At 63.2% G+C, this 23,343-nt stretch carries 20 protein-coding genes; 14 read left to right on the forward strand and 6 right to left on the reverse strand.

The features are described 5' to 3' along the window. Positions 1-38: 38 nt before the first annotated feature. The 6 genes from hsdR (at position 39) to KHN93_RS05945 (ending at position 8,278) form a co-directional block, all read left to right on the forward strand. A complete protein-coding gene (hsdR, locus tag KHN93_RS05920) occupies positions 39-2,420 on the forward strand; it encodes an EcoAI/FtnUII family type I restriction enzme subunit R (RefSeq protein WP_212579257.1) in 2,382 nt (793 codons plus the stop codon). Positions 2,421-2,483: 63 nt separating this feature from the next. After that, positions 2,484-3,119, forward strand: coding sequence for a helix-turn-helix domain-containing protein (locus KHN93_RS05925; RefSeq protein WP_039523948.1), 636 nt, complete (start codon positions 2,484-2,486; stop codon positions 3,117-3,119). After that, complete coding sequence (locus KHN93_RS05930; protein WP_212579258.1) at positions 3,119-3,841, forward strand: nucleotidyl transferase AbiEii/AbiGii toxin family protein; 723 nt, start codon at positions 3,119-3,121, stop codon at positions 3,839-3,841. The genes KHN93_RS05925 and KHN93_RS05930 overlap by 1 nt, the downstream gene beginning before the upstream one ends. 4 nt (positions 3,842-3,845) lie before the next feature. Continuing rightward, positions 3,846-5,315, forward strand: a complete 1,470-nt coding sequence (locus tag KHN93_RS05935) for a type I restriction-modification system subunit M (protein WP_212579259.1) — start codon at positions 3,846-3,848, stop codon at positions 5,313-5,315. Continuing rightward, positions 5,312-7,588, forward strand: coding sequence for a restriction endonuclease subunit S (locus KHN93_RS05940; RefSeq protein WP_212579260.1), 2,277 nt, complete (start codon positions 5,312-5,314; stop codon positions 7,586-7,588). Before KHN93_RS05935 ends, KHN93_RS05940 begins: the two co-directional genes overlap by 4 nt. A 387-nt stretch (positions 7,589-7,975) precedes the next feature. Further along, positions 7,976-8,278 (forward strand): XAC0095 family protein, encoded by a 303-nt coding sequence (locus KHN93_RS05945; protein WP_212579261.1) that lies wholly within the window; start codon positions 7,976-7,978, stop codon positions 8,276-8,278. A gap of 218 nt (positions 8,279-8,496) precedes the next feature. On the opposite strand, the gene KHN93_RS05950 is transcribed toward KHN93_RS05945, so the two are convergent. The 3 genes from KHN93_RS05950 to KHN93_RS05960 all read right to left on the reverse strand — a co-directional run bounded on the left by KHN93_RS05950 (position 8,497) and on the right by KHN93_RS05960 (position 10,095). After that, positions 8,497-8,895 (reverse strand): hypothetical protein, encoded by a 399-nt coding sequence (locus KHN93_RS05950; protein WP_212579262.1) that lies wholly within the window; start codon positions 8,893-8,895, stop codon positions 8,497-8,499. Positions 8,896-8,935: 40 nt separating this feature from the next. Beyond that, on the reverse strand, positions 8,936-9,349 hold the full coding sequence (locus tag KHN93_RS05955; RefSeq protein WP_144410704.1) for a hypothetical protein: 414 nt from the start codon (positions 9,347-9,349) through the stop codon (positions 8,936-8,938). Between the two features lie 116 nt (positions 9,350-9,465). After that, the gene (locus KHN93_RS05960; protein ID WP_005920554.1) at positions 9,466-10,095 is read right to left on the reverse strand and encodes a TetR/AcrR family transcriptional regulator; all 630 of its coding nucleotides are present in this window, start codon (positions 10,093-10,095) and stop codon (positions 9,466-9,468) included. A gap of 173 nt (positions 10,096-10,268) precedes the next feature. Here KHN93_RS05960 and KHN93_RS05965 point away from each other — a divergent pair, with 173 nt between their 5' ends. From KHN93_RS05965 to KHN93_RS05975, 3 genes are all read left to right on the forward strand, one after another. Beyond that, positions 10,269-11,057, forward strand: coding sequence for a histidine phosphatase family protein (locus KHN93_RS05965; RefSeq protein WP_026064525.1), 789 nt, complete (start codon positions 10,269-10,271; stop codon positions 11,055-11,057). Then, positions 11,057-11,926, forward strand: coding sequence for an NAD(P)H-hydrate dehydratase (locus tag KHN93_RS05970; protein ID WP_212579263.1), 870 nt, complete (start codon positions 11,057-11,059; stop codon positions 11,924-11,926). The genes KHN93_RS05965 and KHN93_RS05970 overlap by 1 nt, the downstream gene beginning before the upstream one ends. 599 nt (positions 11,927-12,525) lie before the next feature. Then, the gene (locus KHN93_RS05975) at positions 12,526-13,845 is read left to right on the forward strand and encodes a glycoside hydrolase family 30 protein (RefSeq protein ID WP_212579264.1); all 1,320 of its coding nucleotides are present in this window, start codon (positions 12,526-12,528) and stop codon (positions 13,843-13,845) included. A gap of 272 nt (positions 13,846-14,117) precedes the next feature. On the opposite strand, the gene KHN93_RS05980 is transcribed toward KHN93_RS05975, so the two are convergent. Then, positions 14,118-15,020, reverse strand: coding sequence for an SDR family oxidoreductase (locus KHN93_RS05980; RefSeq protein WP_039565280.1), 903 nt, complete (start codon positions 15,018-15,020; stop codon positions 14,118-14,120). 184 nt (positions 15,021-15,204) lie between these two features. Here KHN93_RS05980 and KHN93_RS05985 point away from each other — a divergent pair, with 184 nt between their 5' ends. Further along, entirely contained in the window at positions 15,205-15,912 is a 708-nt protein-coding gene (locus KHN93_RS05985) for a DUF429 domain-containing protein (RefSeq protein WP_047128285.1), read from the forward strand. Between the two features lies 1 nt (position 15,913). Here the strand turns inward: KHN93_RS05985 and KHN93_RS05990 are convergent, their stop codons facing one another. Next, complete coding sequence (locus KHN93_RS05990; protein WP_212579265.1) at positions 15,914-18,268, reverse strand: GH92 family glycosyl hydrolase; 2,355 nt, start codon at positions 18,266-18,268, stop codon at positions 15,914-15,916. A 310-nt stretch (positions 18,269-18,578) separates the two neighbouring features. Between KHN93_RS05990 and KHN93_RS05995 the strand changes: the two genes are divergently transcribed. The 3 genes from KHN93_RS05995 to KHN93_RS06005 all read left to right on the forward strand — a co-directional run bounded on the left by KHN93_RS05995 (position 18,579) and on the right by KHN93_RS06005 (position 21,609). Beyond that, entirely contained in the window at positions 18,579-19,208 is a 630-nt protein-coding gene (locus KHN93_RS05995; RefSeq protein ID WP_166765077.1) for an alpha-ketoglutarate-dependent dioxygenase AlkB family protein, read from the forward strand. 389 nt (positions 19,209-19,597) lie between these two features. Next, positions 19,598-21,307, forward strand: a complete 1,710-nt coding sequence (locus tag KHN93_RS06000; protein WP_212579266.1) for an FAD-dependent oxidoreductase — start codon at positions 19,598-19,600, stop codon at positions 21,305-21,307. Next, complete coding sequence (locus KHN93_RS06005; protein WP_016904212.1) at positions 21,304-21,609, forward strand: UBP-type zinc finger domain-containing protein; 306 nt, start codon at positions 21,304-21,306, stop codon at positions 21,607-21,609. Before KHN93_RS06000 ends, KHN93_RS06005 begins: the two co-directional genes overlap by 4 nt. Before the next feature lie 164 nt (positions 21,610-21,773). Here KHN93_RS06005 and KHN93_RS06010 read toward each other — a convergent pair whose 3' ends face one another. Then, positions 21,774-22,520: an EAL domain-containing protein gene (locus KHN93_RS06010; RefSeq protein WP_024938629.1), complete on the reverse strand. Its 747-nt coding sequence runs from the start codon at positions 22,518-22,520 to the stop codon at positions 21,774-21,776. Positions 22,521-22,668: 148 nt separating this feature from the next. Between KHN93_RS06010 and KHN93_RS06015 the strand changes: the two genes are divergently transcribed. Then, positions 22,669-23,307 carry an HD domain-containing protein gene (locus KHN93_RS06015; RefSeq protein WP_016904210.1) on the forward strand — a complete coding sequence of 213 codons (639 nt, stop codon included), beginning with the start codon at positions 22,669-22,671 and terminating at the stop codon, positions 23,305-23,307. The last annotated feature ends 36 nt before the right edge of the window (positions 23,308-23,343 follow it).

Genomic DNA, 23,343 nt, shown 5'->3' on the forward strand with positions numbered 1-23,343 from the left:
ATCGCTAATGGCGGGAAGGTGGAGACACAGGGGATTGAATGGACAAGTCGTCGTTAACCGAGCGCGATATCTGCACGAAATTCATCATTCCTTCGATCGTCGCTGCGGGCTGGGATCTGGATCTCCAGGTGCGCGAAGAGTTCGCTTTTACCAAGGGGCGTGTCGTCGTTCGCGGCAAGCTGCACAGCCGAGGGGTGGCGCGTCGTGCCGACTTCGTGCTGTACCACCGCGCCAATCTTCCTTTGGCCGTGATCGAGGCAAAGGACAACAAGCATACCGTTGGTTCCGGCATGCAGCAGGCGCTGGGGTATGCAGATGCGCTGGATGTTCCGTTTGTGTTCTCAAGCAATGGCGATGGATTTCTTTTCCACGATAGAACCGCAACCGGCGACAAGATCGAATCCGAACTGACGTTGGATCAGTTTCCCTCGCCAGAGGAACTGTGGCGTCGCTATTGCCTCTGGAAGGGGCTTGGTGAGGACGCGCGACAGGTGGTCGAGTCCCCGTACTACGATGATGGCAGCAGTCGCTCGCCGCACTACTACCAGATCAATGCGATCAATCGAACGATCGAAGCTGTGGCCAATGGTCAAAACCGCATCCTGCTGGTGATGGCCACCGGAACCGGCAAAACCTATACCGCTTTCCAGATCATCTGGCGGCTTTGGAAGTCACGCCAGAAGAAGCGCATCCTGTTCCTGGCTGATCGCAACATCTTGGTCGATCAGACAAAAAACAACGATTTCAAGCCGTTCGGCACGGCGATGACCAAGATCACCAAGCGCCAGATCGATACGTCCTACGAAATCTACCTGTCCCTGTACCAGGCGGTCACCGGCGTAGAGGACGTCAAGAACATCTACAAACAGTTCTCTCGGGAATTCTTTGACCTTGTCGTCATCGATGAATGCCATCGTGGCAGCGCGGCTGAGGATTCTGCGTGGCGGGAGATCCTGGAGTATTTCTCTGGTGCCACGCATATCGGCCTGACCGCAACGCCAAAGGAGACCAAGGAAGTCTCCAGCAGTACTTACTTTGGAGAGCCCGTCTACAGCTACACGCTGAAGCAGGGCATCGATGACGGCTTCCTGGCACCGTACAAAGTGGTGCGCATCGACTTCGATGTCGATCTGCAGGGCTGGCGGCCACCTAAAGGGATGCGCGACAAGAACGGCGAGTTGATCGAAGATCGTATCTACAACCTGCGGGATATGGATCGCCAGCTTGTGGTCGAAGCGCGGACGTATCTGGTCGCGCAGAAAGTCACCGAATTCCTCACTGCCACCGGTCCATTCCAGAAGACCATTGTTTTCTGTGACGACATCGATCATGCCGAGCGTATGCGCCAGGCCTTGGTGAATCTCAATCCGCAGCGTGTTGCGGAAAATCGCAAGTACGTCATGCGCATCACCGGCGATGACAACGAGGGAAAGGCCGAGCTCGACAATTTCATCAATCCGGAAATGCGCTACCCCGTCATCGCGACCACCAGCAAGCTGATGACGACCGGCGTTGACGCGCAAACCTGCAAGCTCATCGTGCTGGATCAGCACATCAGGTCGATGACCGAGTTCAAGCAGATCATCGGTCGCGGGAGGCGCATCAATGAGGACTACGGCAAGTACTGGTTCACCATCATGGATTTCAAGAAGGCGACCGAACTGTTCGCTGATCCATCATTCGATGGAGACCCGGAGGTGATCTACAACCCATCGCCCAATGACAGTCCGGTACCGCCTGAGATCGGGGGCGGCGAGGGTGGCGACGGCGGTGTGGTCGGCGATCCTCCAGATGGCGGTGATGACGTCACCACCGGAGGTGAAGGTGGGCCGAAGCGCATCAAATACGTCATCGACAAATTGCCGGTATCGGTCGTGGCCGAGCGCGTCCTGTATTACGGATCCGATGGCAAGCTCATCACCGAGTCGCTGCGCGATTACACCCGTGAGCGCGTCCTGCGCCAGTTCGCATCGCTTGATGACTTCTTGCGGCGCTGGAGCGATGCGCAGCAGAAGAAGGCCATCATCGATGAGCTGGCCACACAGGGCGTGTTATGGGAAGAGCTAGCGGGCGAGGTCGAGAAGAAGCTCGGCCAGTCGCTCGATCCGTTCGACCTGATCTGCCACGTGGCATTCGATCAACCGCCGCTGTCGCGCAGGGAGCGGGCGGAAGGTGTGCGCAAGCGCAATTACTTCGCCAGGTATCAGGGCAAGGCGCGGCAGGTACTCGAAGGCTTGTTGGACAAGTACGCCGACACCGGGGTGGAGCACATCGAGGACATCAGGATCCTGCAGCTTGACCCGTTTCGTACCCTTGGAGCACCGGTCGAACTTGTGGCGGCCTTTGGCGGCAAGACGAATTACCAACGGGCCATCCTGGACCTGGAAAGCCAGCTATACAGCAGTGCGGACGTTGCCTGACGTGCGTTTCATAGTATTCTTGTCCTCTGTTTCAGGACAGGGGACGGGACCTTTCCGTTACTCATGAAAAGTCAAGACATCCTGCTCTTGCTGAAGCTGGTCAGCCTTGAGCGCCAGCAATCGGTCCCTGTAGGCGGCGAGAAAGCAGTGTTCGGCATTCCCGATGACTGGCGCGGCTGGGCCATGTCGGCGGCTCAGGAGGATGGGGGGGCGAGCGGTTTGGCCGAAGACGCATTCTCCGTGCGTGGCCTTGAGGAATCCACCGGCATCAGCAAATCGGAAGTCAGTCAGGCGCTCCGGCGTTGCGCGGACGTGGGATTGGTCCTGGCCGAGCGCGGCAGTGGCATCCCGCGCGCCAACACGCGCGCCCTGCTGGGCTTTGTGATGAACGGGCTGAAGTATGTGTTCCCGGCGCGTCCGGGCCCGATTGTCCGCGGCATTCCCACGGCACACGCAGCTCCCGTGCTGGTCGATCGCCTGTTGTCCGCAGGCCAACACATCTACGTCTGGGAGGACGGCTACGGTAGCGAGCAGGGCCAGCGCGTGGAGCCGCTCTACAAGAGCGTGCCGCGTGCCGTACGTCGCGATGCGGAGCTGTACGCCATGCTGGCGCTGGTGGACGCGATCCGGCTGGGGCGTGAGCGTGAGTCGGCGCTTGCCGGCAGTGTGCTGACCCAATACCTGCGGGAAGTGCCGTAATGGGCACGCCTGGAAACTGGGATATCCAGCAGCACATGCTGGCACGCGTGGCCGAAGCGCTTGGGCCGGATCTGCTGCCGGAAGTCGCCTTCGTTGGCGGCTGCACCACCGGTCTGCTGATGACAGACGCGGTAAGCCGGGAAGCTGTTCGCTTTACCGAAGACGTCGATTTGATCGTGCACGTCATGGGCTTGGGCAGTTGGTACCGCCTGCAGCAGGTACTGGCCGGTAAGGGCTTTCGCACCTCGCCCAATGACGACGTCGTCTGCCGCACCCGCTTGCGCGATCAACATGCCAGCGAGCTGATCGTCGATTTCATGCCCGATGACGCTGCCGTCCTCGGATTCAGCAATCGCTGGTATGCCGATGCGCTCCGTGAGGCGTACGATCACGCACTACCGACCGGTGTGACGATCCGCGTGGTCGCTTCAGCCTACTTTCTGGGCACCAAGCTGGAGGCCTACCGGGGTCGCGGCAACCGTGATCCATTGGCCAGCCGGGATGTCGAGGACATCCTCAATGTCGTGGATGGCCGCGCCAGCCTGTGCGATGAGGTCGCGCAGGCGTCCACGGCATTGCAGTTGGATATCGCACAGGGGATCGCCGAACTCCTGCGCCACCGCGACTTCAACTATGCCGTTCAGGCCACTTCCAACAACAACCGCCAGCGCGAGGAGTTGATCTTCACGCGGCTGGACGCACTTGCATCATTCAACAGGTAACACGATGTCGATCAGCAGTACCATCAAATCCATCCAGGACATCATGCGCAAGGACTCCGGCGTCGACGGAGACGCCCAGCGCATCGGCCAGCTGGTGTGGATGTTGTTCCTCAAGATCCTCGATGACCGTGAGCAGGAATGGGAGCTCATCCACGAGGACTACCGTTCGCCGTTGCCGCAGCGGCTGCGTTGGCGCAACTGGGCAGCCAATCCGGAAGGGATCACCGGTGATGAGCTGAAGAACTTCATCGATATCGACCTGTTTCCCGAGCTGCGCGATCTGACGCCGCGCCACAGCAAGCCGCTGGGCTTTGTCGTGCGCGATGTGTTCCAGGACGCCTACAACTACATGAAGTCCGGGCAGCTGATCCGCCAGGTGCTCAACAAGATCCAGAGCGGTGTGGACTTCAACAAGGCGCAGGAGCGCCATGCCTTCGGCGACATGTACGAGCAGCTGCTGCGCGACCTGCAGAGCGCCGGCAACGCAGGCGAGTTCTACACGCCGCGCCCTGTCACCGAGTTCATGGTGCGCATGGTCGACCCCAAGCTGCATGAAACGGTGATGGACCCGGCCTGTGGCACTGGCGGCTTTCTCACCTGCGCCATTGAACACAAGCGCCAGCACTATGTGCGCACCGCCGAGGACGAAGCCGTCCTGCAGGCCAGCATCTTCGGCGTGGAGAAGAAGCCGCTGCCGCACCTGCTGGCCACCACCAATATGGTGCTGCACGGCATCGAGGTGCCCAGCCAGATCAAGCACGACAACACGCTGGCGCGCCCGCTGATCAGCTGGGGGCCGGGTGAGCGGGTCGACTGCATCGTCGCCAATCCACCATTCGGCGGCATGGAAGAAGACGGCATCGAAAGCAACTTCCCCGCCGCCTTCCGCACCCGCGAAACCGCCGACCTGTTCCTCGTGCTGATCATGCACCTGCTCAAGGACGGTGGCCGCGCCGCCGTGGTGCTGCCCGATGGCTTCCTGTTCGGCGAAGGCATCAAGAGCCGCATCAAGGAGAAGCTGCTGACCGAGTGCAACCTGCACACCATCGTTCGCCTGCCCAACGGCGTGTTCAACCCCTACACCGGCATCAAGACCAATCTGCTGTTCTTCACCAAGGGTACGCCCACCAAGGACGTGTGGTTCTACGAGCACCAGTACCCGGCTGGTTACAAAAGCTACTCCAAGACCAAGCCCATGCGCGTCGAGGAGTTCACCATCGAGGAAGCCTGGTGGGGCAGCGAGGCCAATGGCTTTGCCGCACGGCAGGAAAACGAATTTGCCTGGAAGGTCAGCTTCGAAGAGCTGCAACGCCGCAACTGGAACCTCGACAGCAAGAACCCCCACGTTGGCGAGCAGATCAGCCACGACCCGGACAGGCTGCTGCGTAACTACGCCTCCCTTCAAGGCGAGATTGGCGAGCTGCGTGACCAGCTCAAGGCGGTGCTGGCCGAAGCGCTGGAGCGCCGGGTATGACGGCGCTGCTTACCCGCAACCTGCCGCTGCTGGCGGGCGCGCCCAATGGCATCAAGAAGCTGCGCGAGCTGATTCTGGAGCTGGCGGTGCGCGGCAAGCTGGTGTCGCAAGATCCGAGCGATGAGCCGGCCAGTGAACTGCTGAAGCGGATTGCCGAGGAGAAGGCGCTGTTAGTGGCTGAGGGCAAGATCAAGAAGCAGAAGCCGCTGGCGGGGATTGACGAGGAAGAGAGACCGTTCGAACTACCCAATGGTTGGGCATGGAGGCGCTTCGGCGAGGTTTTCTCTCTCGAATACGGAGATAATCTGCCGGCTGACAAGAGATCAAATACTGGCGAATACCCTGTATATGGCTCAAATGGCATTGTCGGCACCCACAGCACTTGCTTCGTGGACTCGCCATGTATTGTTGTTGGCCGGAAGGGGTCAGCTGGCGCGCTGAATCTTTGTCTTTCCAAGGGTTGCTGTGTTACAGATGTCGCTTACTATTGCATCCCACCATCTGCTTTCTCGCTTGATTATGCATTTAAACTATTTCACACCCTTGGCTTGGACTATCTAGGGAAGGGGATCAAGCCTGGGCTGAATCGCAATGAGGCATATGAGTTAGTTGTAGCCGCTCCTCCACTAGCCGAACAACACCGCATCGTCGCCAAAGTCGATGAACTGATGGCCCTGTGCGACCGGCTGGAAGCCCGGCAGGCCGATGCTGACAGCGCCCATGCCCAACTGGTACAGGCGCTGCTGGACAGCCTGACTCATGCCAGTGACGCCGAAGACTTTGCGCAAAGCTGGCAGCGCCTGGCCGAACACTTCCACACCCTGTTCAACACCGAATCCAGCATCGACGCCCTCAAGCAAGCCCTGCTGCAACTGGCAGTTATGGGTAAGTTAGTGTCGCAAGACCCCGATGATGAGCCTGCAGGAGCTTATTACCAGCAGTGCGTGGATCTGCCGAAAGATTGTGTCCGTTCTGGCAAGCAGATTATTAAAGATAAGGCTCTGCTTGCAGAAAAAGACTTGCCGAGAATTCCTGCGTCATGGATATATAGAAGTGTCGATCAGCTATACAAAAGCTGTCATATTGTAGACTATGCGGATGGCAATCATGGCAGTTTCTATCCAAGGAAGGAGGATTTCTGTGGCGCGGGAGTCTTGTTTCTTACTGCTGCGCAGATAAGTGCGAATGGCTCCATTTTGTGGGACGACTGCCCGCGACTGTCTCCCACTAAGGCAGGGCAGCTTACAAAAGGCTGGAGTAGAATTGGCGACGTTTTGTACACGCACAATGCAACTGTAGGGCGGACAGCAATTTCTCGTGAGGGGCCTGATGATAAATTTCTTCTTGGGACTTCGGTTACGTTCTATAGAGTAAATGAGGGCGCAATTAATCCATCATTTTTGTACTGGTACTTTTCTTCTCCGTCATGGAGTGATCAGGCGCGGCTGGTTATGAGGCAGACAACGCGAAATCAGGTGAGTATCACCAAGCAGGCTCTTTTCTTTGTTGCACTTCCCCCTCGCGCTGAACAATACCGTATCGTCGCCAAAATAGAAAAATTGATGGCTCTCTGTGACCAATTGAAGGCCCGTTTCGGCGAAGCCATCCAAGTGCATGGGCAATTAACCAATGCGGTTGTAGGCCAGGCTTTGAATGGTGAGAGCAAGTCGGGCGCTGAGGTTGTTGACTTTAGTGCTTACCTGATTTCAAAGCTCGCGTCACAACGCACCTTTGGTCGTGTGGCACATATGAAGTTGCTGTTCTTGGCGGATTCCCATCTGGGCTTGGGCCTGATGGATGGATATCGTCGCCATGCTGCGGGTCCGCTCGATACGACGATTTACCGAGTGGAGCAGCGTGCCGCTCAAGAAGGGCTGTATTCGACCTCGATCGAGGTGCTCAAATCGGGGCAGGAAAAGGTCTCCTATCACATTGGTGCGAACATCAGTCGCTCTGTCGAAGCAGCGGCTTCCGCACTCGGTTCTGCTCAGAAGGAGTTGGATCGTCTTATCGCGCTATTTGAGGGGCGTAAGACGGACGATCTGGAGGCTGTCGCAACGCTCTATGCAGTTTGGAACGACGCGCTTACTGAGGGGCTTCATCCCAATGACGAGTGGTTGATCAACGAGTTTCGCAGCAACTGGCATGAGGCAAAGGAGCGCTTTGCGCCGGATATCTTAGGTAAGTGGCTTGGTTGGATGCGCGATAACGGACTTGTCCCGACGGGTAACGGTGCGGTGACGAAGTCACAGGCAGCTTTCTCGTTCAATTGAATCTGCGGTGTGCTGGGCACGGGCTGATGGCAGCGAGTCGGTTGAGCTCCGACGGGGAAACCTCGTTGCCGCTGGCTAAGTATGCGTTTCCCAGCTCACAGCGGCGTTCGTTATCCATACTTGACGTAGGAATTTTTCGGTAGCAACCTTGCTGCACGGAGCCTCGAAACTCCCCGAACAGCGGTACCCACCTCCGACAAACCGGTGGGTTTTTTGTGCCTGCAACTTTGCTGGTGCAACCGACGCGATGCTCTGCGTCGGGAGGGCGGCTAATACAACACTCGCAAGGGGAATACGCCCGCCGGCTGTTCGCGGTTTCGAGCCTCCCGACTTCCCGTCCGTCGCCTTGCGGCGGGCGGGCTGATTCCATGGAATGAGGAGCAGGCCATGTCGGACGTTGTACGCGATGTGCAGTCACACCCAGGCTACTACCTGCCAGAAGGCGCGCAGTACCGCTTGCAGCAGCTACGCGACCATATGCGCTTTCTGGCGCGTTTGGCGCAGCCGCGCACACCAGCGGAAGAGCAGGCCAGGCAGCCTGCCATCTGCATGGACGAGATGGCGTTCTGCCTTGAACTGCTGGCCGAGCAGGTAACGCAGGCGCTGGCGCAGATGCAGTGGCCCGCGCGCCTTGGGCCCGATGCTGCTGACAACGCTACCGACGCAGGGGAGGCTGCAAGAACCGACTAGCGATGGCCTTGCCGCGCACACGGAAACAGGCAATGGCCGATATGTAGGCGATGCGTTTGCCTTCGGCGTCAAGCGGAGCAGGTGGATGCGCTGGAACAGTTGCTGACAATCGCCGCCCATGGCGATGTGATCGCTGCCGATAACGCTGATCGGCTGGAACGCGGCACCTCAGTGTCGGCCAGCTGTATCTGCAGTGCGCTGTTATCCGGGAAAGGCGATCAGTATTCCGCCAATGAGCCGGTATACCAGTACGCTTTGCCTTTGATCGTGCGTTTGTCGAACTTGAGCGTGCCTCGTTTGCCCTTGATTTCAAGCGTGAACGACGGCGGCAAGTCGGTGCGTCCGGGGTTGGTGAAAACGATGCGCATGTGGTTGGCAGTTGGGTTGAAGTACCACTGCGTGCTTTCCGATGGAAGCCCGCGTGATGCAATGTCCGGCCAGGTCATGACCAGGCCGCCGATGCCATCAGGGTCGCCTCCGCTATAGACCAGAAAGCTGTAGCCGGCGGTATCTGTTTCAAACGACAGGACATCGCCGGTGGCGGCAGCGGACGTACTTGTCAGCAGGGCGATCAACAAGATCAGACTGGTCCATAGACTGCGCATGTGTGTTTTCATCGTTCGTCCCTGCGATGGATGTCTATTGTTTGCCGAGTCGCTACGGGTAGGCATAAGGACCCACGATCCAGGACGCATTGCCTGGAATGACGCGCTTGCCAACGGTCAGGCGGCCACTTCTGCCCTTTATCTCGACGGTAAAAGATGGGGGATATTTAGGATCACCTGGATTGACGAATTTAGCGCCTGCGCGGGTGTGTTCCTTATCCATGTGGTACTTCACGCCGGTGAAGGGCAGGTCCCCGTGCGCATAGCCGGGCCAGCGGATCATGGCGCCGGCGATGCCGTCGTTTTCCTTGCTTCCACCACCGACATACAGTTCGACTTCGTAGGTGTTGTCAGCGCTTCGAAAGGTGACCACCGTACTTGTGGCCAGTGCGGGAGCGCTGGTAAACGCAAACGCCAGGAGCAGCGTCAGCAGCATAGCCACCTTGGGTGTGATTCGATTTCGCATGCGACATCCTTCCTTGGTATGAAGCTGGATCTTATCTGATCGAAATACTGTAGCCGGCACAGGCGCACAGCATCAGCTGTGCAATTGCCACTTACTACGGCGAATGAAGCGGCCGATCACACCGGCGCAGACTTCAAAATCCCCGACAAACTCTCGCGCAGGATCAACTGCAAATGCATGCGGTTGAGTTCCATGCCGCTGGTCATCACGCTGTGCAGGCCGCCGCACATGGCGGCGACGGCGAAGACGCGGGCCTGGAATTCCTGTTCGCTGCTGGCCGGGTCGGCGTGGCCGCGCAGCAGGCGCTTGAGCAGGGCGCTGAGGTGTTCGATCAGCGATGCGCTCTGCCGTCGCATGAAGGCGGCCAGCACCGGGTCGCGCAGGGTGGCCAGGTGCAGTTCCAGGTCGATGCGGGTGCGCTTGATGTTGATTTCCTGCAGCAGCCATTCTTCGAGCAGGCCGGCGATGAAATCCACCACATGCACGTTGGCCGGGCGTTCCACCAGCCACATCTGGCGGATAGCGCGCATGTAGTTGCGCTCCAGCAATGCGCGCACCAGCGCATCCTTGTCTTCGAAACGTTGCAGCAGGCTGCCGCAGCTGACCTTGGCGCGCTCGGCGATCAGCTCGAAGCTGGTGGCGCTCAGGCCGATGACGTCGATGCACTGCTCGGTGGCGTCCAGCACCTCTTCCAGCAGCAGTTCTTCGCGCTCTTTTGCCGTGCGCAGCAACAGGACGTTGGACATGGGCAGCAGGGTGTCGGGGGGCTGCAGTATACCGGCGCGGCGTTACCCATCCGTTGCGTTCGCTTGTTGCCGTGCCATCAGTCATGGATGCGCGTGCGTATTGAAACACCGGTCACAGATGCGCTGGTCGACCATGTTTTCACGGCGGCTGTGCGACACGTGAGGTCGACGTTGTGCAGGAGAAGCATGTGAGTGAGAACAGTGCGGTAGCCGGTGTCTCGGCGCAGTGGCCGGCGCGGTTGTGGGTGGTGCGGCATGGGCAAAGCGCGGGCAATGTGGCGCGCGATGTGGCCGAGTCCAACGGCTCGGCCTTGATCGACTTGGAGCACCGCGATGCGGATGTGCCGTTGTCGGCGCTGGGCGAGCGCCAGGCCGAGGCGTTGGGGGCGTGGATGGCCGGTTTGCCCGAGCACGAGCGCCCGACGCTGATCCTGAGTTCCACCTATGTGCGTGCGCGCCAGACCGCCGCTGCGGTGGCGCGTGCGCTGGGGCAGCCGGCCGAGTCGGTCAGCGTGGACGAGCGTTTGCGCGAGAAGGAATTCGGCGTGCTCGACCGCTACACCACGGCCGGCATTCTTGCGACCTTCCCGGAGCTGGCCGAGCAGCGCAAGCTGGTGGGCAAGTTCTACTTTCGCCCGCCCGGTGGCGAGAGCTGGTGCGATGTGATCTTTCGCCTGCGCGGGGTGGTGGGCGATCTGCAGCGCAACCATGTGGGCGCGCGCGTGCTGATCGTGGGGCACCAGGTGATCGTCAATTGCTTCCGCTACCTGATCGAGCGGATGGACGAGGCCACCATCCTGGGTATCGACCGCGAAGGCGATGTGCCCAATTGCGGTGTCACCGAATACGCGGCTGCGGCCGATGGGCAATCGCTGGAGTTGCTGCGGACCAAGTTCGTGCCGCCAGAGCTGGCCGACGAGCCGGTGACCACCGAGTCCGACCGCCCGGCCGGGGCACGTTGATGGCCACCCCGCGCGTGCGCATGCTCACTGCGGCCGCCTTGCGGGCGATGCCGTTGCCGGCCCCGGGTGGCGACAAGGAGCAGCGCGGGCGCGTGTTGATCGTGGGCGGCTCGATGCGCGTGCCGGGTGCGGTGCTGCTGGCCGGCGAGGCGGCGCTGCGCACCGGTGCAGGCAAGCTGCAGATCGCCACCGCCGCCAGTGTGGCGCCGGGCATGGCCTTGGCGGTGCCGGAGGCGCTGGTACTGGGGTTGGCGCAGAACGGGCAGGGCGAGATCGTGCGCGGGCACCGCGCGCTGGACGGGGCGATGGCGGCCTGCGATGCGGCAGTGATCGGGCCGGGGATGGCGTCGTCGGCCACCACCACGGCGATGGTCAGGCGCGCCGCCGAGCAGGCGGTGTGCACTTTGGTGCTGGATGCCGGCGCGTTGTCGCGTGGCCTGCGGGCGCCGATCGGGCGGCCATTCGTATTGACGCCGCATGCGGGCGAGATGGCGACCCTGGCCGGCGACGACAAGGCGGCGGTGGAAGCGGCGCCGGGCGCGTACGCGCTGAAGTTTGCGCAGAAGCTGCGCAGCGTGGTGATCGTCAAGGGCGCGGACAGTTTCATTGCCGGGCCGGATGGTGCGCTGTGGATGCATCGCGGGGGGGCGTCCGGGTTGGGCACCTCCGGGTCTGGCGATGTGCTGGCCGGGTTGATTGCCGGGTTTGCCGCGCGCGGCTGCGATGCGTTGACCGCTACGTTATGGGGCGTGTTTGTGCATGCGGCGGCGGGCAGGCAGTTGGCCAAGCGGATTGGGCCGGTGGGGTTTTTGGCGCGCGAACTTGGGTTGGAAGTGCCTGGGATTTTGAATCGGTTGGCACGCCGCTGATCAATGCTCGTCGCGGTGATGCCGCGCGCAGACCCAAAGCCCCTCTCCAGCGGGAGAGGGGCTGGGGTGAAGGTGCGTTTGCTGGAGTCGTGGGGCTGTCTTTCCAGTTGGGGTTTAGGTTGTTGCCTTGATTGCAGTGGGTTGGTTGCATTCTTGGCAGACGTACCCGCATCCGGCCCTTTGGGCCACCTTCTCCCGAGGGGAGAAGGGAGTGTCCGATGGTGGAAGGGTGCATGGTTGCGCTCGTTTGTTGCGCGATGTTGCGCCCCGTTGGTCGGTTAGGCTTGGTCACCAACCTGGGAGGGTGCACGGTGAAGCGAACGATTGCGTGGTCGATGGTGGGGGTTCTGGGGGTTTGGGGTGCTGCGACTGAAACGGTGTTGGCCTCTGTAGCAACAACAGCAACAGCATCGGCATCAGCAACAGCAACAGCAACAGCAACAGCAACGCCGATTCCGGTGCCGGCATCGACGGCATCGTCTGCATCTAAGCCCGCATCGAAAGTGGTGGATGCCGCAGTTGCGGATGCTGCTGCTCCGCCAGCAGCACCCGCCGGTGCACTACGCGTTTACACCTCTGCCCAGGGCGCAACGCAGCAGATGCGCGTCAGTACTGCTGATGCGCCCAGGGCAGGACATGCGTTGACCGAGAAGGAGAACTCCATCTTCGTCAATCCGCAGCGGCGCTTCCAGGAGGTGCTGGGCATCGGCGGGGCGATCACCGATGCCAGTGCCGAGACCTTCGCCAGGCTGCCCAAGCCTGCGCAGCGCGCCTTGCTCACTGCCTACTACGACCCACAAAAGGGCATCGGCTATACGCTGGCGCGCACCACCATCCACAGCTCGGATTTCAGCAGCGGCAGCTATACCTATATCAAGGAAGGCGATGCGGCGCTGAAGAGCTTTTCGGTCAGGCACGATCAGCGTTATCGCATCCCGATGCTGCGTCAGGCCATTGCGGCGGCCGGCGGCAAGTTGACGACATTCGCCAGCCCGTGGAGCGCGCCGGCCTTCATGAAAGACAGCAACAACATGCTCAAGGGCGGCAAGTTGCTGCCCGCGTATGCGCAGGCCTGGGCCACCTACTACACGCGCTTTATTGCGGCCTACGAAAAGGCCGGCATCCCGATCTGGGGCATCAGCCTGCAGAATGAGCCGATGGCGGTGCAGACCTGGGAGTCGATGGTGTTTTCCGCCGAGGAAGAGCGCGACTTTTTGAAGAACCACCTCGGCCCGACGATGGAGCAGGCCGGCTATGGCGACCGCAAGATCATCGTGTGGGACCATAACCGCGACATGATGCTGCACCGCGCGCATGTGATCTTCGACGATCCGGAAGCGGCGAAATACGCGTGGGGCATGGGCTTCCACTGGTACGAGACCTGGGCCGGGTTCGCGCCGATGGTGGGGAACGTGGCGGCGGTGGCACAGGCGTACCCGGACAAGCCGCTACTGCTGACCGAAGCGGCGGTGGAAAAGTTCGACCCGGCAAAGTTGCAGTACTGGCCCAATGGCGAGCGCTATGGCACCGCCATCATCAACGATCTCAATCATGGTGCGGTGGGCTGGACCGACTGGAACATCCTGCTCGACCAGCACGGCGGGCCGAACCACGTGGGCAATTACTGCTTTGCGCCGGTGCATGCCGACACGCGCACCGGTGAGGTGATCTACACGCCGAGCTATTGGTATATCGGCCACTTTTCCAAGTTCATCCGCCCCGGCGCGCGGCGGGTGAGTGCGGCCAGCAGCCGCAGCAATCTGGCAACGACGTCCTTTCTCAACACCGATGGCAGCCTGGCCACGGTGGTGATGAATGCCAGCGATGTGGCGATCCGTTACAACCTGTACGTGGGCGATGCATCGAGTGAATTGGAGATTCCCGCGCATGCGATCCAGACGGTGGTGATCACGCAATAAGCGTAGGCCGTGGGCGGAGCGTTGGTGGGGGGCGTACCCTCATCCGCCCTTCGGGCACCTTGTCCCGGTGGGAGAAGGGGGGGCTCGCATGATCGAAGCCGTCTTTGTGTAGCTGGTCGAACTACCTTGCGGTTCGGTTTCGCTGATGCATCGGCATTCGAGACTGCCGCCACTACCAAAAGCGCCATTGAAGAAAACCCTGCGGACCGCTGCGCGTGCAGCGATCGGCAGGATTCTAGTGGCGCTACGGCGGAAGCTCGCTTTGTGTTTGCTCAGGACAGCAGCAAGCCACCGGTGGCACCAAACACTTCGCCGGTGACATAGCTGGATTCCTGCGAAGCCAGGATCACATACAGCGGCGCCATCTCCACTGGCTGGCCGGCACGCTTGAGCGGGGTTTCCGAGCCGAACTCGGGAATCTTTTCCGGCGGCTGGCCACCGCTGGGTTGCAACGGGGTCCACACCGGGCCGGGGGCGACGGCGTTGACGCGGATGCCCTTCTCGGCGACCTGTTGAGCCAGGCCCTTGGTGAAGTTGACGATGGCCGCCTTGGTGGACGCGTAGTCCAGCAGCGTCGGCGAGGGCTGGTAGGACTGGATCGAGCCGGTGTTGATAATGGATGCGCCCGGCGGCAGGTGCGGGATGGCCGCCTTGCACAGCCAGAACATCGCATAGACGTTGGTCTTGTAGGTGGCGTCGAACTGCTCGGTGGTGATGTCGGCGATGTCTTTCATCGCGGTCTGCTTGCCGGCGATGTTGACCAGCAGATCCAGCCCACCGAGCTCCTTGACCGCGCGTGCGACCAGCTGGTTGCAAAAAGCCTCATCCTTGAGATCACCGGGGATGCTGATGGCTTTGCGGCCTTCGGCCTCGATCAACTTCACCACCTCCGCAGCGTCCTGCTCTTCTTCCGGCAGGTAGTTCAGCACGATGTCCGCGCCTTCGCGCGCGTAGGCGATTGCAGTGGCGCGGCCGATGCCCGAGTCGGCGCCGGTGATCAGCGCCTTGCGGCCCTTCAGGCGGCCGAAGCCCTGGTAGCTCTGCTCGCCATGGTCGGCCTTGGGCTGCAATGCATGGATGGTGCCCGGCGCTTCCTGGGTCTGCTCGGGGAACTTGGGCTGCGGAAACTGGGTGAGCGGGTTCTGCATTTCGTACTGGTTCTTTGTGCTGGACATGCGCTGGCTCCTGCAGTGGGGGATGGCAGGGCCGCAGCGTGCTGCGGCCGATGCGGAGCAGTCTGGAAACCGCGGCGATGCGTGCGGGTGAACGAATGTTGTGCATGATGTGAACGCGCCACGCAGATGGCGTGCGTGCGGTGCTGCTGCGCCGTGCACGCAGGCCACGACCGGGAGGACCGCAATGCAGTGTGTAGGAATCGATGGCGCCGGCAGCGGCTGGCTGGCGGTGTGGCAGGCCGGCGATGGATTGCAGTTTGCCGGCTACCCCACGGCGGCCGCGGTGGCGAGCGCATTGGGGGACGTCGCTGTGCTGGGCGTGGATATCCCGATCGGTCTAAGCGAGCACGCGCCACGCGCTGCGGATGTGCAGGCGCGGCGCTTTGTGGGTGGGCGCCGCGCATGCAGCATCTTTGCCGCGCCATTGCGCGGCATGCTGCATGCACCCACGCAGGTGGAAGCGTCCGCGTTGCATCGGGTGTTGGATCACGACGGGCAGCGTGGCTTTGGCGTGCAGTCGTTTGCGCTGCTGTCGAAGATTCGCGCCTGGGACGATGCCTTGCGCGCCGATCCGCCGTGGGCGGAGCGCGTGTTCGAAGTGCACCCGGAGGTGTCGTTCGCCGTGCTCGCCGGCGGGCATGGCCTGGCGGCGGGCAAGAAGAGCAGTGCAGGCCACCAACAGCGCGCCGCCTTGCTGGGCCAGTGCTATGGCGCCAGGCAGGTGGCCGCGTTGCTGGAGCGCGTGCCGCGTGCGCTGGCCAAGCCGGACGATGTGCTGGATGCCCTGGTGGCCTGCTGGAGCGCGCAGCGCATTGCCGCAGGCACCGCCGGCAGCCTGCCGGCGGTGGTGGAGCGTGATGCCTACGGGCTACGCATGGGCATCCACTACTGACTCAGCGCGTCTGCGTCGACATCGAATACGGCCGCTGCGCCGGATCGGTGGCCCATTGCGTGTTCGGCGTGGCCTGCATGCGGAAGCGCAACTCGCCGCCGGCCTGGATTTCTTCGTGCGTGAGGTAGGCGCGGGTCAGCGGCTGGCCGTTGAGGGTGACGCTGCCGACGTAGCTGCGCGCCTTGCTCAGGCCATCGGCAATCACGCTGAAGCGCTTGCCATTGGGCAGCTTGAGCGTGGCGCGCGGCAGGAACGGGCGGCCGATGATGTACTGGTTGCTGCCCGGTGCCACCGGATAAAAGCCCAGCGTGGTGAACACGTACCAGGCCGACATCTGGCCGAGATCGTCGTTGCCGGCCAGGCCTTCGGGGCCGGCGTGATACTGGGTGTCCATGATCTGGGTCAGCCGCGCCTGGGTGCGCCAGGGCTGGCCGGCGTAGGCGTACAGATAGGCGACATGGTGGCTGGGTTCGTTGCCGTGCGCGTACCAGCCGATCAGGCCGGTGATGTCTTCCATATGCGCGAACACCTTGGGGTCGACCTTGGCGTCGAACACCGCATCCAGGCGTGCGAGCAGTTTGTCGTCGCCGCCATGTGCGGCGGCAAGCCCGGCGACGTCCTGTGGCACATACCAGGAGTATTGCCAGGCATTGCCTTCGGTGTAGTCGCTGCCGTAGCCGCTAGTGGATGGATCGAATGGTTCGCGGAAGTTGCCGGCACGGGTACGCGCGCGCATGTAGCCAGTGGCCGGGTCGAAGGCGTGCTTCCAGTTGCCGGCGCGCTTGCTGAACTCTGCGGCGATGGCGGGCTTGCCGAGCTTGTCGGCCATGCGCGCGATGGTCCAGTCGTCGAAGGCGTATTCCAGCGTCTTGGACGCGGCTTCGCCTTCTTCGTCGATGGGCACGTAGCCCAGCTCGCGGTACTGCGCGATGCCGTCGTAGGGGCCGTAGTTGGCGCTGGCGACCATGGCATCGAGCGCTTCGTTGGCATCGAAGCCGCCGATGCCTTTCATGTAGGCGTCGGCAATCACCGGCACGGCGTGGTAGCCGATCATGCACCAGGTTTCCAGGCCGTGGAACGCCCAGACGGGCAGGATGCCGTAGGCGCTCTCGCGGCGCGAGGCGAGCAAGGAATTGACCATGTCGCTGCTGCGTTGTGGCGGCTGCACCAGGGTCAGCAGCGGATGCAGGGCGCGGTAGGTGTCCCAGAGGGAGAAGGTGGAATAGTTGGTCCAGCCACGCGCCTGATGCACGGCGTTGTCCGGCCCGCGGTACTGGCCATCGCTGTCCATGAACAGGGTGGGGCCGAGCAGGGTGTGATACAGCGCGGTGTAGAGCTGGGTGCGTTGTTGCGGCGTGCCTTGCGCATCGATCGCCGATAGCGCCTGTGTCCACTGCGCGCGCGCATCGGCGCGCACGCGGTCGAAATCGAAACCGGGCACCTCCGCGTCGAGATTGGCGATGGCGCCGGCCTCGCTGACCGGCGACAGCGCAACCTTGACCACCAGCGGCGTGCCGTCGTTGGCGACGTCGAACACGCCGACCAGCTGCCGGCCTTCGATCTGTGCGCGCTGCGCGGGGTTCTTCTCGCCCGGCGGCGGAAAGCCCTGGTACGGGATGTCCTGCTCGGTGTCGTGCAATTGCGTGGCGGTGAGCGGGCGCGAAAAGCGCATGGCGAAGTACAGCTGGCGGCCGGGTGCCCAGCCGCGGGTTTCGCGAAAGCCGGTCACGGTGCCATCGCCGCGTACGCGCAGCCTCGACCACTGCACCTTGCCGGGGTAGTCGTACAGGCTGGTGCGCAGGTCCACCAGTACATGCGCCGGCGTGCCCTTGGGGAAGGTGTAGCGATGCACACCCACGCGCGCACTGGCGGTGAGTTCGGCGCGGATGTTGCGGTCTTTCAAGGTCACCGCGTAATAGCCGGGTTGCGCCTGCTCGCTGGCATGGTCGAACTGCGCGGTGTAGCCGCTACCCGGCGTGGAGGCGTCGCCGCGTTCGAGTTTGACCTGGCCGGTCTGCGGCATCAGCAACACATCGCCCAGGTCCGAATGCCCGGAGCCGGAAAAGTGCGTGTGCGAGAAGCCGACAATCGTGGTGTCGCCATGCCGGTAACCGGCGGCCCAGCCATAGGCCTCCTTGCGCGGCTTGATCTGCGTGTCCGGGCTCAGCTGCACCATGCCGAACGGCAGCGTGGCACCGGGATAGGTGTGGCCTTCGCCACCGGTGCCGATCAAGGGGTCGACCGCGCTGAAACCCGCGTCGTCCCCACGTGGCGCCGCGCTGCCGGCAAAGCTGATGCAGGCGGCAAGCAGCGCCAGCCAACGCAGGGGAGAGAAGGCGATTGAGCGATGCTGCATGCGAACGGTTCCAGGCGGATGCAGCGCCGGACCGTAGCACAGCTGTCGGGCCTGATCGCATGACATCCATGCCTGCATCGTTGAGCTCGCTAACCCGTGCGCGGCGGGCGGCGGTGATGCGTGTGCCTGTCTTTGAGAGGTTGCCGGCGTTGCGCGCAGGAGGCAGCGGATGCGCAGATCGGTCGCCTTTCTGCACGGAACGAGCGCAATGCCAGCAACTGCGAGAGAGCGTGCGAATGCGGGGCTTCGGCTATGGGCAATCGCAACGCCGGGCTGCTGAAATCGCGCAAACCGTCCGCATATCACCCCGATGGATCTGTTCGATACTCCCACCGTGCCCGTGCAGCTGCTGCACGATACGCAGGGCGGCGTGCGCTACTGGCCGCAGCTGCTGGCGCCTGCCGTGGCGCAGCAGTGCTTTGCCGCGTTGCGCCAGGCGACCGACTGGCGCAGCCAGCGCCGCGAGATGTACGACCGTGTGGTGGAGGTGCCGCGCCTGCTGGCCTCGTATCGGCTGGATGCACCGCTGCCGCCCGGGCTGCCGCTGCAGGCGCTGCTCGATGCGGTGCAGGCGGTGTTGCCTGCGCCGTACAACGCGGCGGGCCTGAATCTGTATCGCGATGGCCGCGACAGCGTGGCGATGCATCACGACAAGCTGCAGACGTTGCTGGCGCCGTATCCGATCGCATTGGTGTCGCTGGGCGCGACGCGGCGGATGCAGCTGCGCGCAAAGGACGGCAACACGCGTGCGATCGGTGTGGAGCTGGCGCCCGGCAGCCTGCTGGCGATGAGCCATGCCTCGCAACTGAGCCACGAGCACGGCATCGCCAAGACCGCGCGTGCGGTGGGCGAGCGCATCAGCGTGGTGTTTCGGGTGCGCCCGGCCGAGCGCATGGCCGCCGGCCAGCACGGGCCGCACTGGGAGCCGGTACAAGCGTAGCGTGGCTGACAAGGCGTGGTGTGGCTTCGTCGGCACGGTGCGGAGCAAGCCGGAGTCTCACGGGCAACAGGAGCGACGGGATCACACGAGTGCCGCGTACCAACTGCGGGCCCAGTGCCGTGCTCGCTTGACGGCCAGCGCGCCAGCTACGTCTGCCACCTTCTGCGCGTACGGTTGCGGCTGATTCTGCCGATCACCGCTGGTGAGCGTGCGGTACCGCTGGCAGCCGCGTGATGTGTCTTGCCTGTGCAAACACCGCGCTGGTATGCACGCGCGTGCTGCTCGTGCATGCGCGCTCTGTTGCGCCCGGCATGGCCCGTTCGGGTGATTGCCATCACCCTCACGGCTGGCCATGCTTGCATGTACTCCCCCCTCAGCGTCGCCACTCCATGTCCCTGGCCGATACCCGCCACCATCAGATGTTTCCCGAGCTGGACTCGGGCCAATTGGCGATCACGCGGCGGTTTGCCAGCGGGCCGGCGCAGCGTTTCGATGCAGGCGAGCTCGTCTTCGACGTGGGCGATGCGCACGCGCCGGTGTGGGTGGTGCTGGAAGGCGCCATCGAAGTGGTACGGCGCGACGGGTTGGGCAACGAAAAACCGATCACCTTGCAGACGCCCGGCCAGTTCACCGGCGAGGTCAGTCAGCTGGCCGGGCGCGCCTCACTCGCCGGTGGGCGTGCCGGGCCGCAGGGCTGCCTGGCGCTGCCGTTCGACACCGCGCATCTGCGCGCGCTGATGATCAGCTCGGCCGAAGTGGGCGAGGTGGTGATGCGTGCGTTGATCCTGCGCCGCGTCGGCCTGATCGAAGGCGATGCCTCGGGCTCGGTGTTGATCGGCGAGCCGGACGATCCGCATCTGACCCGTTTGCAGGGCTTTCTCACCCGTAACGGTTACCCGAACACGGTGATCGATGCCTCCGACGAGGAAGGCCGCGCGTTGGTGCAGCGCTTTGGCATCCAGGAGCAGGAACTGCCGGTGATGGTGTGCCCGAGCGGGCGGGTGCTGCGTCAGCCCAGCGATGCCGAAGCGGCGCATTGCCTGGGCATGACGCCGGACATCGACCCGGACAAGCGCTACGACGTGGCCATCGTCGGCGCCGGCCCGGCCGGTCTGGCGACGGCGGTGTATGCGGCCTCCGAAGGCCTGTCGGTGCTGGTGCTGGACCAGCGCGCCATCGGCGGCCAGGCCGGCGCCTCGGCACGCATCGAAAACTATCTGGGCTTTCCGACCGGCATTTCCGGCCAGGCGCTGGCCGGGCGCGCCTATAACCAGGCGCTGAAATTCGGTGCCGAGCTGGCGATTCCGATCGAGGCCGGCACGCTGGAATGCGGGCGCGACGATGGTGCGCTGAAGCTGGATCTGGCCGACGGCAAGCAGCTGCTGGCCAGCACGGTGGTGGTCGCCTCCGGGGCGCGTTACCGGCGCCCGGAGATCGACGGGCTGGAGCGTTTCGAAGGCCATGGCGTGTCGTACTGGGCCTCGCCGGTGGAAGCGCGGCTGTGCGAGGGCGGCGTGGTGGCGCTGGTGGGCGGCGGCAATTCCGCCGGCCAGGCCGTGGCGTTTCTGGCACCGCGGGTGAAGGAACTGCACCTGATCATTCGCGGCGAAGGGCTGGAATCGTCGATGTCGCAATACCTGATCGACCGCATCGCCGTGCTGCCGAACGTGCAGCTGCATACCGGCACCGAAGTGTCCGCGCTGGAAGGCGACCCGGAGCGCGGCCTGCAGGCGGCGGTATTGCGCACGCGCGCCGATGGGCAGACCACTCGGGTGGAATTGCGGCACCTGTTCCTGTTCGTCGGCGCCGACCCCAACACCGGCTGGCTGCAGCAGTGCGTGGAGACCGATACGCGTGGCTTCGTCGTCACCGGCAACGCACGCGGCGATGGCGTGCCGGCCTGTCTGCCGCTCGAAACCAACCGCCCCGGCGTGTTCGCCATCGGCGATGTGCGGGCCGGCTCGGTCAAGCGCGTGGCCGCGGCGGTGGGCGAGGGCGCGGCGGTCGTCGCGCAGATCCATCAATACCTGGCACACCAGGCCAACCCGGTGCCGGCATCCGAACTTGTCAGTGCCTCACAGGAGTCCACCACCTCATGAGCGACCAGTGCACACATACCGCGCAGATCAGCGAGGTCACGCCCAGCGCACGTGGCTGCGAAGACTGCCTGGCCATCGACAGCACCTGGGTGCATCTGCGCCTGTGCCGCAGTTGCGGCCACGTGGGGTGCTGCGATGATTCGCCGCACAAGCACGCCACGGCGCATTACCACGCCACAAGCCACCCCATCATCGAAGGCTACGACCCGCCCGAAGGCTGGGGCTGGTGCTATGTGGACGAGGTGGAAGTGGAGTTGCCGGACCAGACGCCGCAGCTGGGGCCGATACCGCGGTATGTGTGAGGCGGCGCGGTTGGTTGGCGGGGTGTGGATGGGGCTGGGCGCCGCTGGGAATCGGGAATCGGGATTGGGGAATCGTGAAAGCGGCTTGCGTGCTGTTTGATTTGGTCGGGTGCGGATTTTTGTGCTGGGCGGTTCGCTCACTTCGCGCGCACATGCACGCCCACTTACTCCGGCCAGTGCACCTGCGGTAGTTCGCCGATTGTTGGGCGGGCGAACAGATAGCCCTGCTGCAGGTGGATGCCCATGTCGCGCAGGGTGCGGTATTCGTCCGGGTGTTCGATGCCTTCGGCAATGACGGCGATGCCGAGTTCCTCGCACATGCGGGTGGTGTGGCGGACGATGGCCTGGCGGCTGCGGTCGGCGTCGATGCCGCGCACCAGGGCGATGTCCAGCTTGAGCAGGTCCGGCTGGAAATCGGCCAGCAGGCCGAGGCCGGAATAGCCGGCGCCGAAGTCGTCGATGGCGGTCTTCAGGCCGCGCGCCTGGTAGGTGCGCATGATGTCGAGCAGATGCGCCGGCTCGGCCAGGTGTTCCTGTTCGCTGACCTCGAAGATGATGGCGTCCAGCGGCCAGCCGTACTGCGCGGTGGCCGAAAGCGTGGCACGCAGGCAGTGTTCTGGGTTGTAGACCGCGTTGGGCATGAAGTTGATCGACAGCAAGGCCGGCAGCGCAATCTGCGCGGCGCATTCGATCGCCTTGATGCGACAGGCCTGGTCGAAGGCGTAGCGGTTGCGCTCATCCACGGCGGCCAGGATGCTGCCGGCCGATTCGCCGTTGACGCCGCGCACCAGCGCTTCGCCGGCGTAGATGCTGCGGGTGGACACGTCCACGATCGGCTGGAACGCCATGGTGATGGCGGTGGGAAAGTCCTGGCCGTCGCGGCAGGCGTTGCAAACGGGGAGCGTGGGCATGGCTGAGCAATCGTGCGGCGTGGAGGTAGCCTAGCGGTATCGGCCGCAACAGCGCGTCATTGAGTCTGCACACGCATCCTCGCGCCATCCTCACCTGGGGCGTCACCGGGCTCGGCGATAATGCGCCATTCCCCGCATCGGACGCCCCATGACCGCTCTCACCGAACGTTACGCCCTGGCCGTGGATTACGCGCGCATCGCCCATGCCGGGCAGGTACGCAAGGGCACGCAGATTCCGTATCTGAGCCACTTGCTGGGCGTGTCCACGTTGGTGCTGGAATGCGGCGGCGACGAAGAGCAGGCCATCGCCGGGCTGCTGCACGATGTGGTGGAAGACTGCGGCGGCGGTCATGAGGCCTCGATCCGCGCGCAGTTCGGCGATGCGGTGGCCGACATCGTGATGGCGTGCACCGATGCCACCGCCGAAGACAAGGCCGAGGTGGACAACACCGCCAGCGCGCGCAAACGCGACTGGCGCGAGCGCAAGCTGGCCTACCTGGAGCATCTGCGCAACACGCCCGAGCGCGCCTTGCTGGTGTCCGGCTGCGACAAGCTCTATAACGCGCGCACCATCGTGCAGGACCTGGAAAACCCGGACGTGGGCCAGGACATCTTCAACGTGTTCACCGCCGGGCGCGCCGGCACGCTGTGGTACTACGGCGAGCTGGAGGAGATCTTTCGCACGCGTGGCGCGGCGACTGCACGGCTGTTCAGTGGTGTGGTGGCGCGCATGCAGGCGCTGGCGGAGACCGGCGAGCAGCCGGTGCCGGCGCACGCGCTGGGGTGATCGGGTTGTAGAGCGGCTGGTTTGTGAGTTGGCTGC

Origin of the sequence: Xanthomonas arboricola pv. juglandis, assembly GCF_905367715.1 — a bacterium.
GTDB lineage: Bacteria > Pseudomonadota > Gammaproteobacteria > Xanthomonadales > Xanthomonadaceae > Xanthomonas > Xanthomonas arboricola.

Coding starts and splice junctions, on each gene's coding strand:
- hsdR (WP_212579257.1), top strand. CDS start 39: ATGGACAAGTCGTCGTTAACCGAGCGCGATATCTGCACGAAATTCATC.
- KHN93_RS05925 (WP_039523948.1), top strand. CDS start 2,484: ATGAAAAGTCAAGACATCCTGCTCTTGCTGAAGCTGGTCAGCCTTGAG.
- KHN93_RS05930 (WP_212579258.1), top strand. CDS start 3,119: ATGGGCACGCCTGGAAACTGGGATATCCAGCAGCACATGCTGGCACGC.
- KHN93_RS05935 (WP_212579259.1), top strand. CDS start 3,846: ATGTCGATCAGCAGTACCATCAAATCCATCCAGGACATCATGCGCAAG.
- KHN93_RS05940 (WP_212579260.1), top strand. CDS start 5,312: ATGACGGCGCTGCTTACCCGCAACCTGCCGCTGCTGGCGGGCGCGCCC.
- KHN93_RS05945 (WP_212579261.1), top strand. CDS start 7,976: ATGTCGGACGTTGTACGCGATGTGCAGTCACACCCAGGCTACTACCTG.
- KHN93_RS05950 (WP_212579262.1), bottom strand. CDS start 8,895: ATGAAAACACACATGCGCAGTCTATGGACCAGTCTGATCTTGTTGATC.
- KHN93_RS05955 (WP_144410704.1), bottom strand. CDS start 9,349: ATGCGAAATCGAATCACACCCAAGGTGGCTATGCTGCTGACGCTGCTC.
- KHN93_RS05960 (WP_005920554.1), bottom strand. CDS start 10,095: ATGTCCAACGTCCTGTTGCTGCGCACGGCAAAAGAGCGCGAAGAACTG.
- KHN93_RS05970 (WP_212579263.1), top strand. CDS start 11,057: ATGGCCACCCCGCGCGTGCGCATGCTCACTGCGGCCGCCTTGCGGGCG.
- KHN93_RS05975 (WP_212579264.1), top strand. CDS start 12,526: ATGCGCGTCAGTACTGCTGATGCGCCCAGGGCAGGACATGCGTTGACC.
- KHN93_RS05980 (WP_039565280.1), bottom strand. CDS start 15,020: ATGTCCAGCACAAAGAACCAGTACGAAATGCAGAACCCGCTCACCCAG.
- KHN93_RS05985 (WP_047128285.1), top strand. CDS start 15,205: ATGCAGTGTGTAGGAATCGATGGCGCCGGCAGCGGCTGGCTGGCGGTG.
- KHN93_RS05990 (WP_212579265.1), bottom strand. CDS start 18,268: ATGCAGCATCGCTCAATCGCCTTCTCTCCCCTGCGTTGGCTGGCGCTG.
- KHN93_RS05995 (WP_166765077.1), top strand. CDS start 18,579: ATGGATCTGTTCGATACTCCCACCGTGCCCGTGCAGCTGCTGCACGAT.
- KHN93_RS06000 (WP_212579266.1), top strand. CDS start 19,598: ATGTCCCTGGCCGATACCCGCCACCATCAGATGTTTCCCGAGCTGGAC.
- KHN93_RS06005 (WP_016904212.1), top strand. CDS start 21,304: ATGAGCGACCAGTGCACACATACCGCGCAGATCAGCGAGGTCACGCCC.
- KHN93_RS06010 (WP_024938629.1), bottom strand. CDS start 22,520: ATGCCCACGCTCCCCGTTTGCAACGCCTGCCGCGACGGCCAGGACTTT.
- KHN93_RS06015 (WP_016904210.1), top strand. CDS start 22,669: ATGACCGCTCTCACCGAACGTTACGCCCTGGCCGTGGATTACGCGCGC.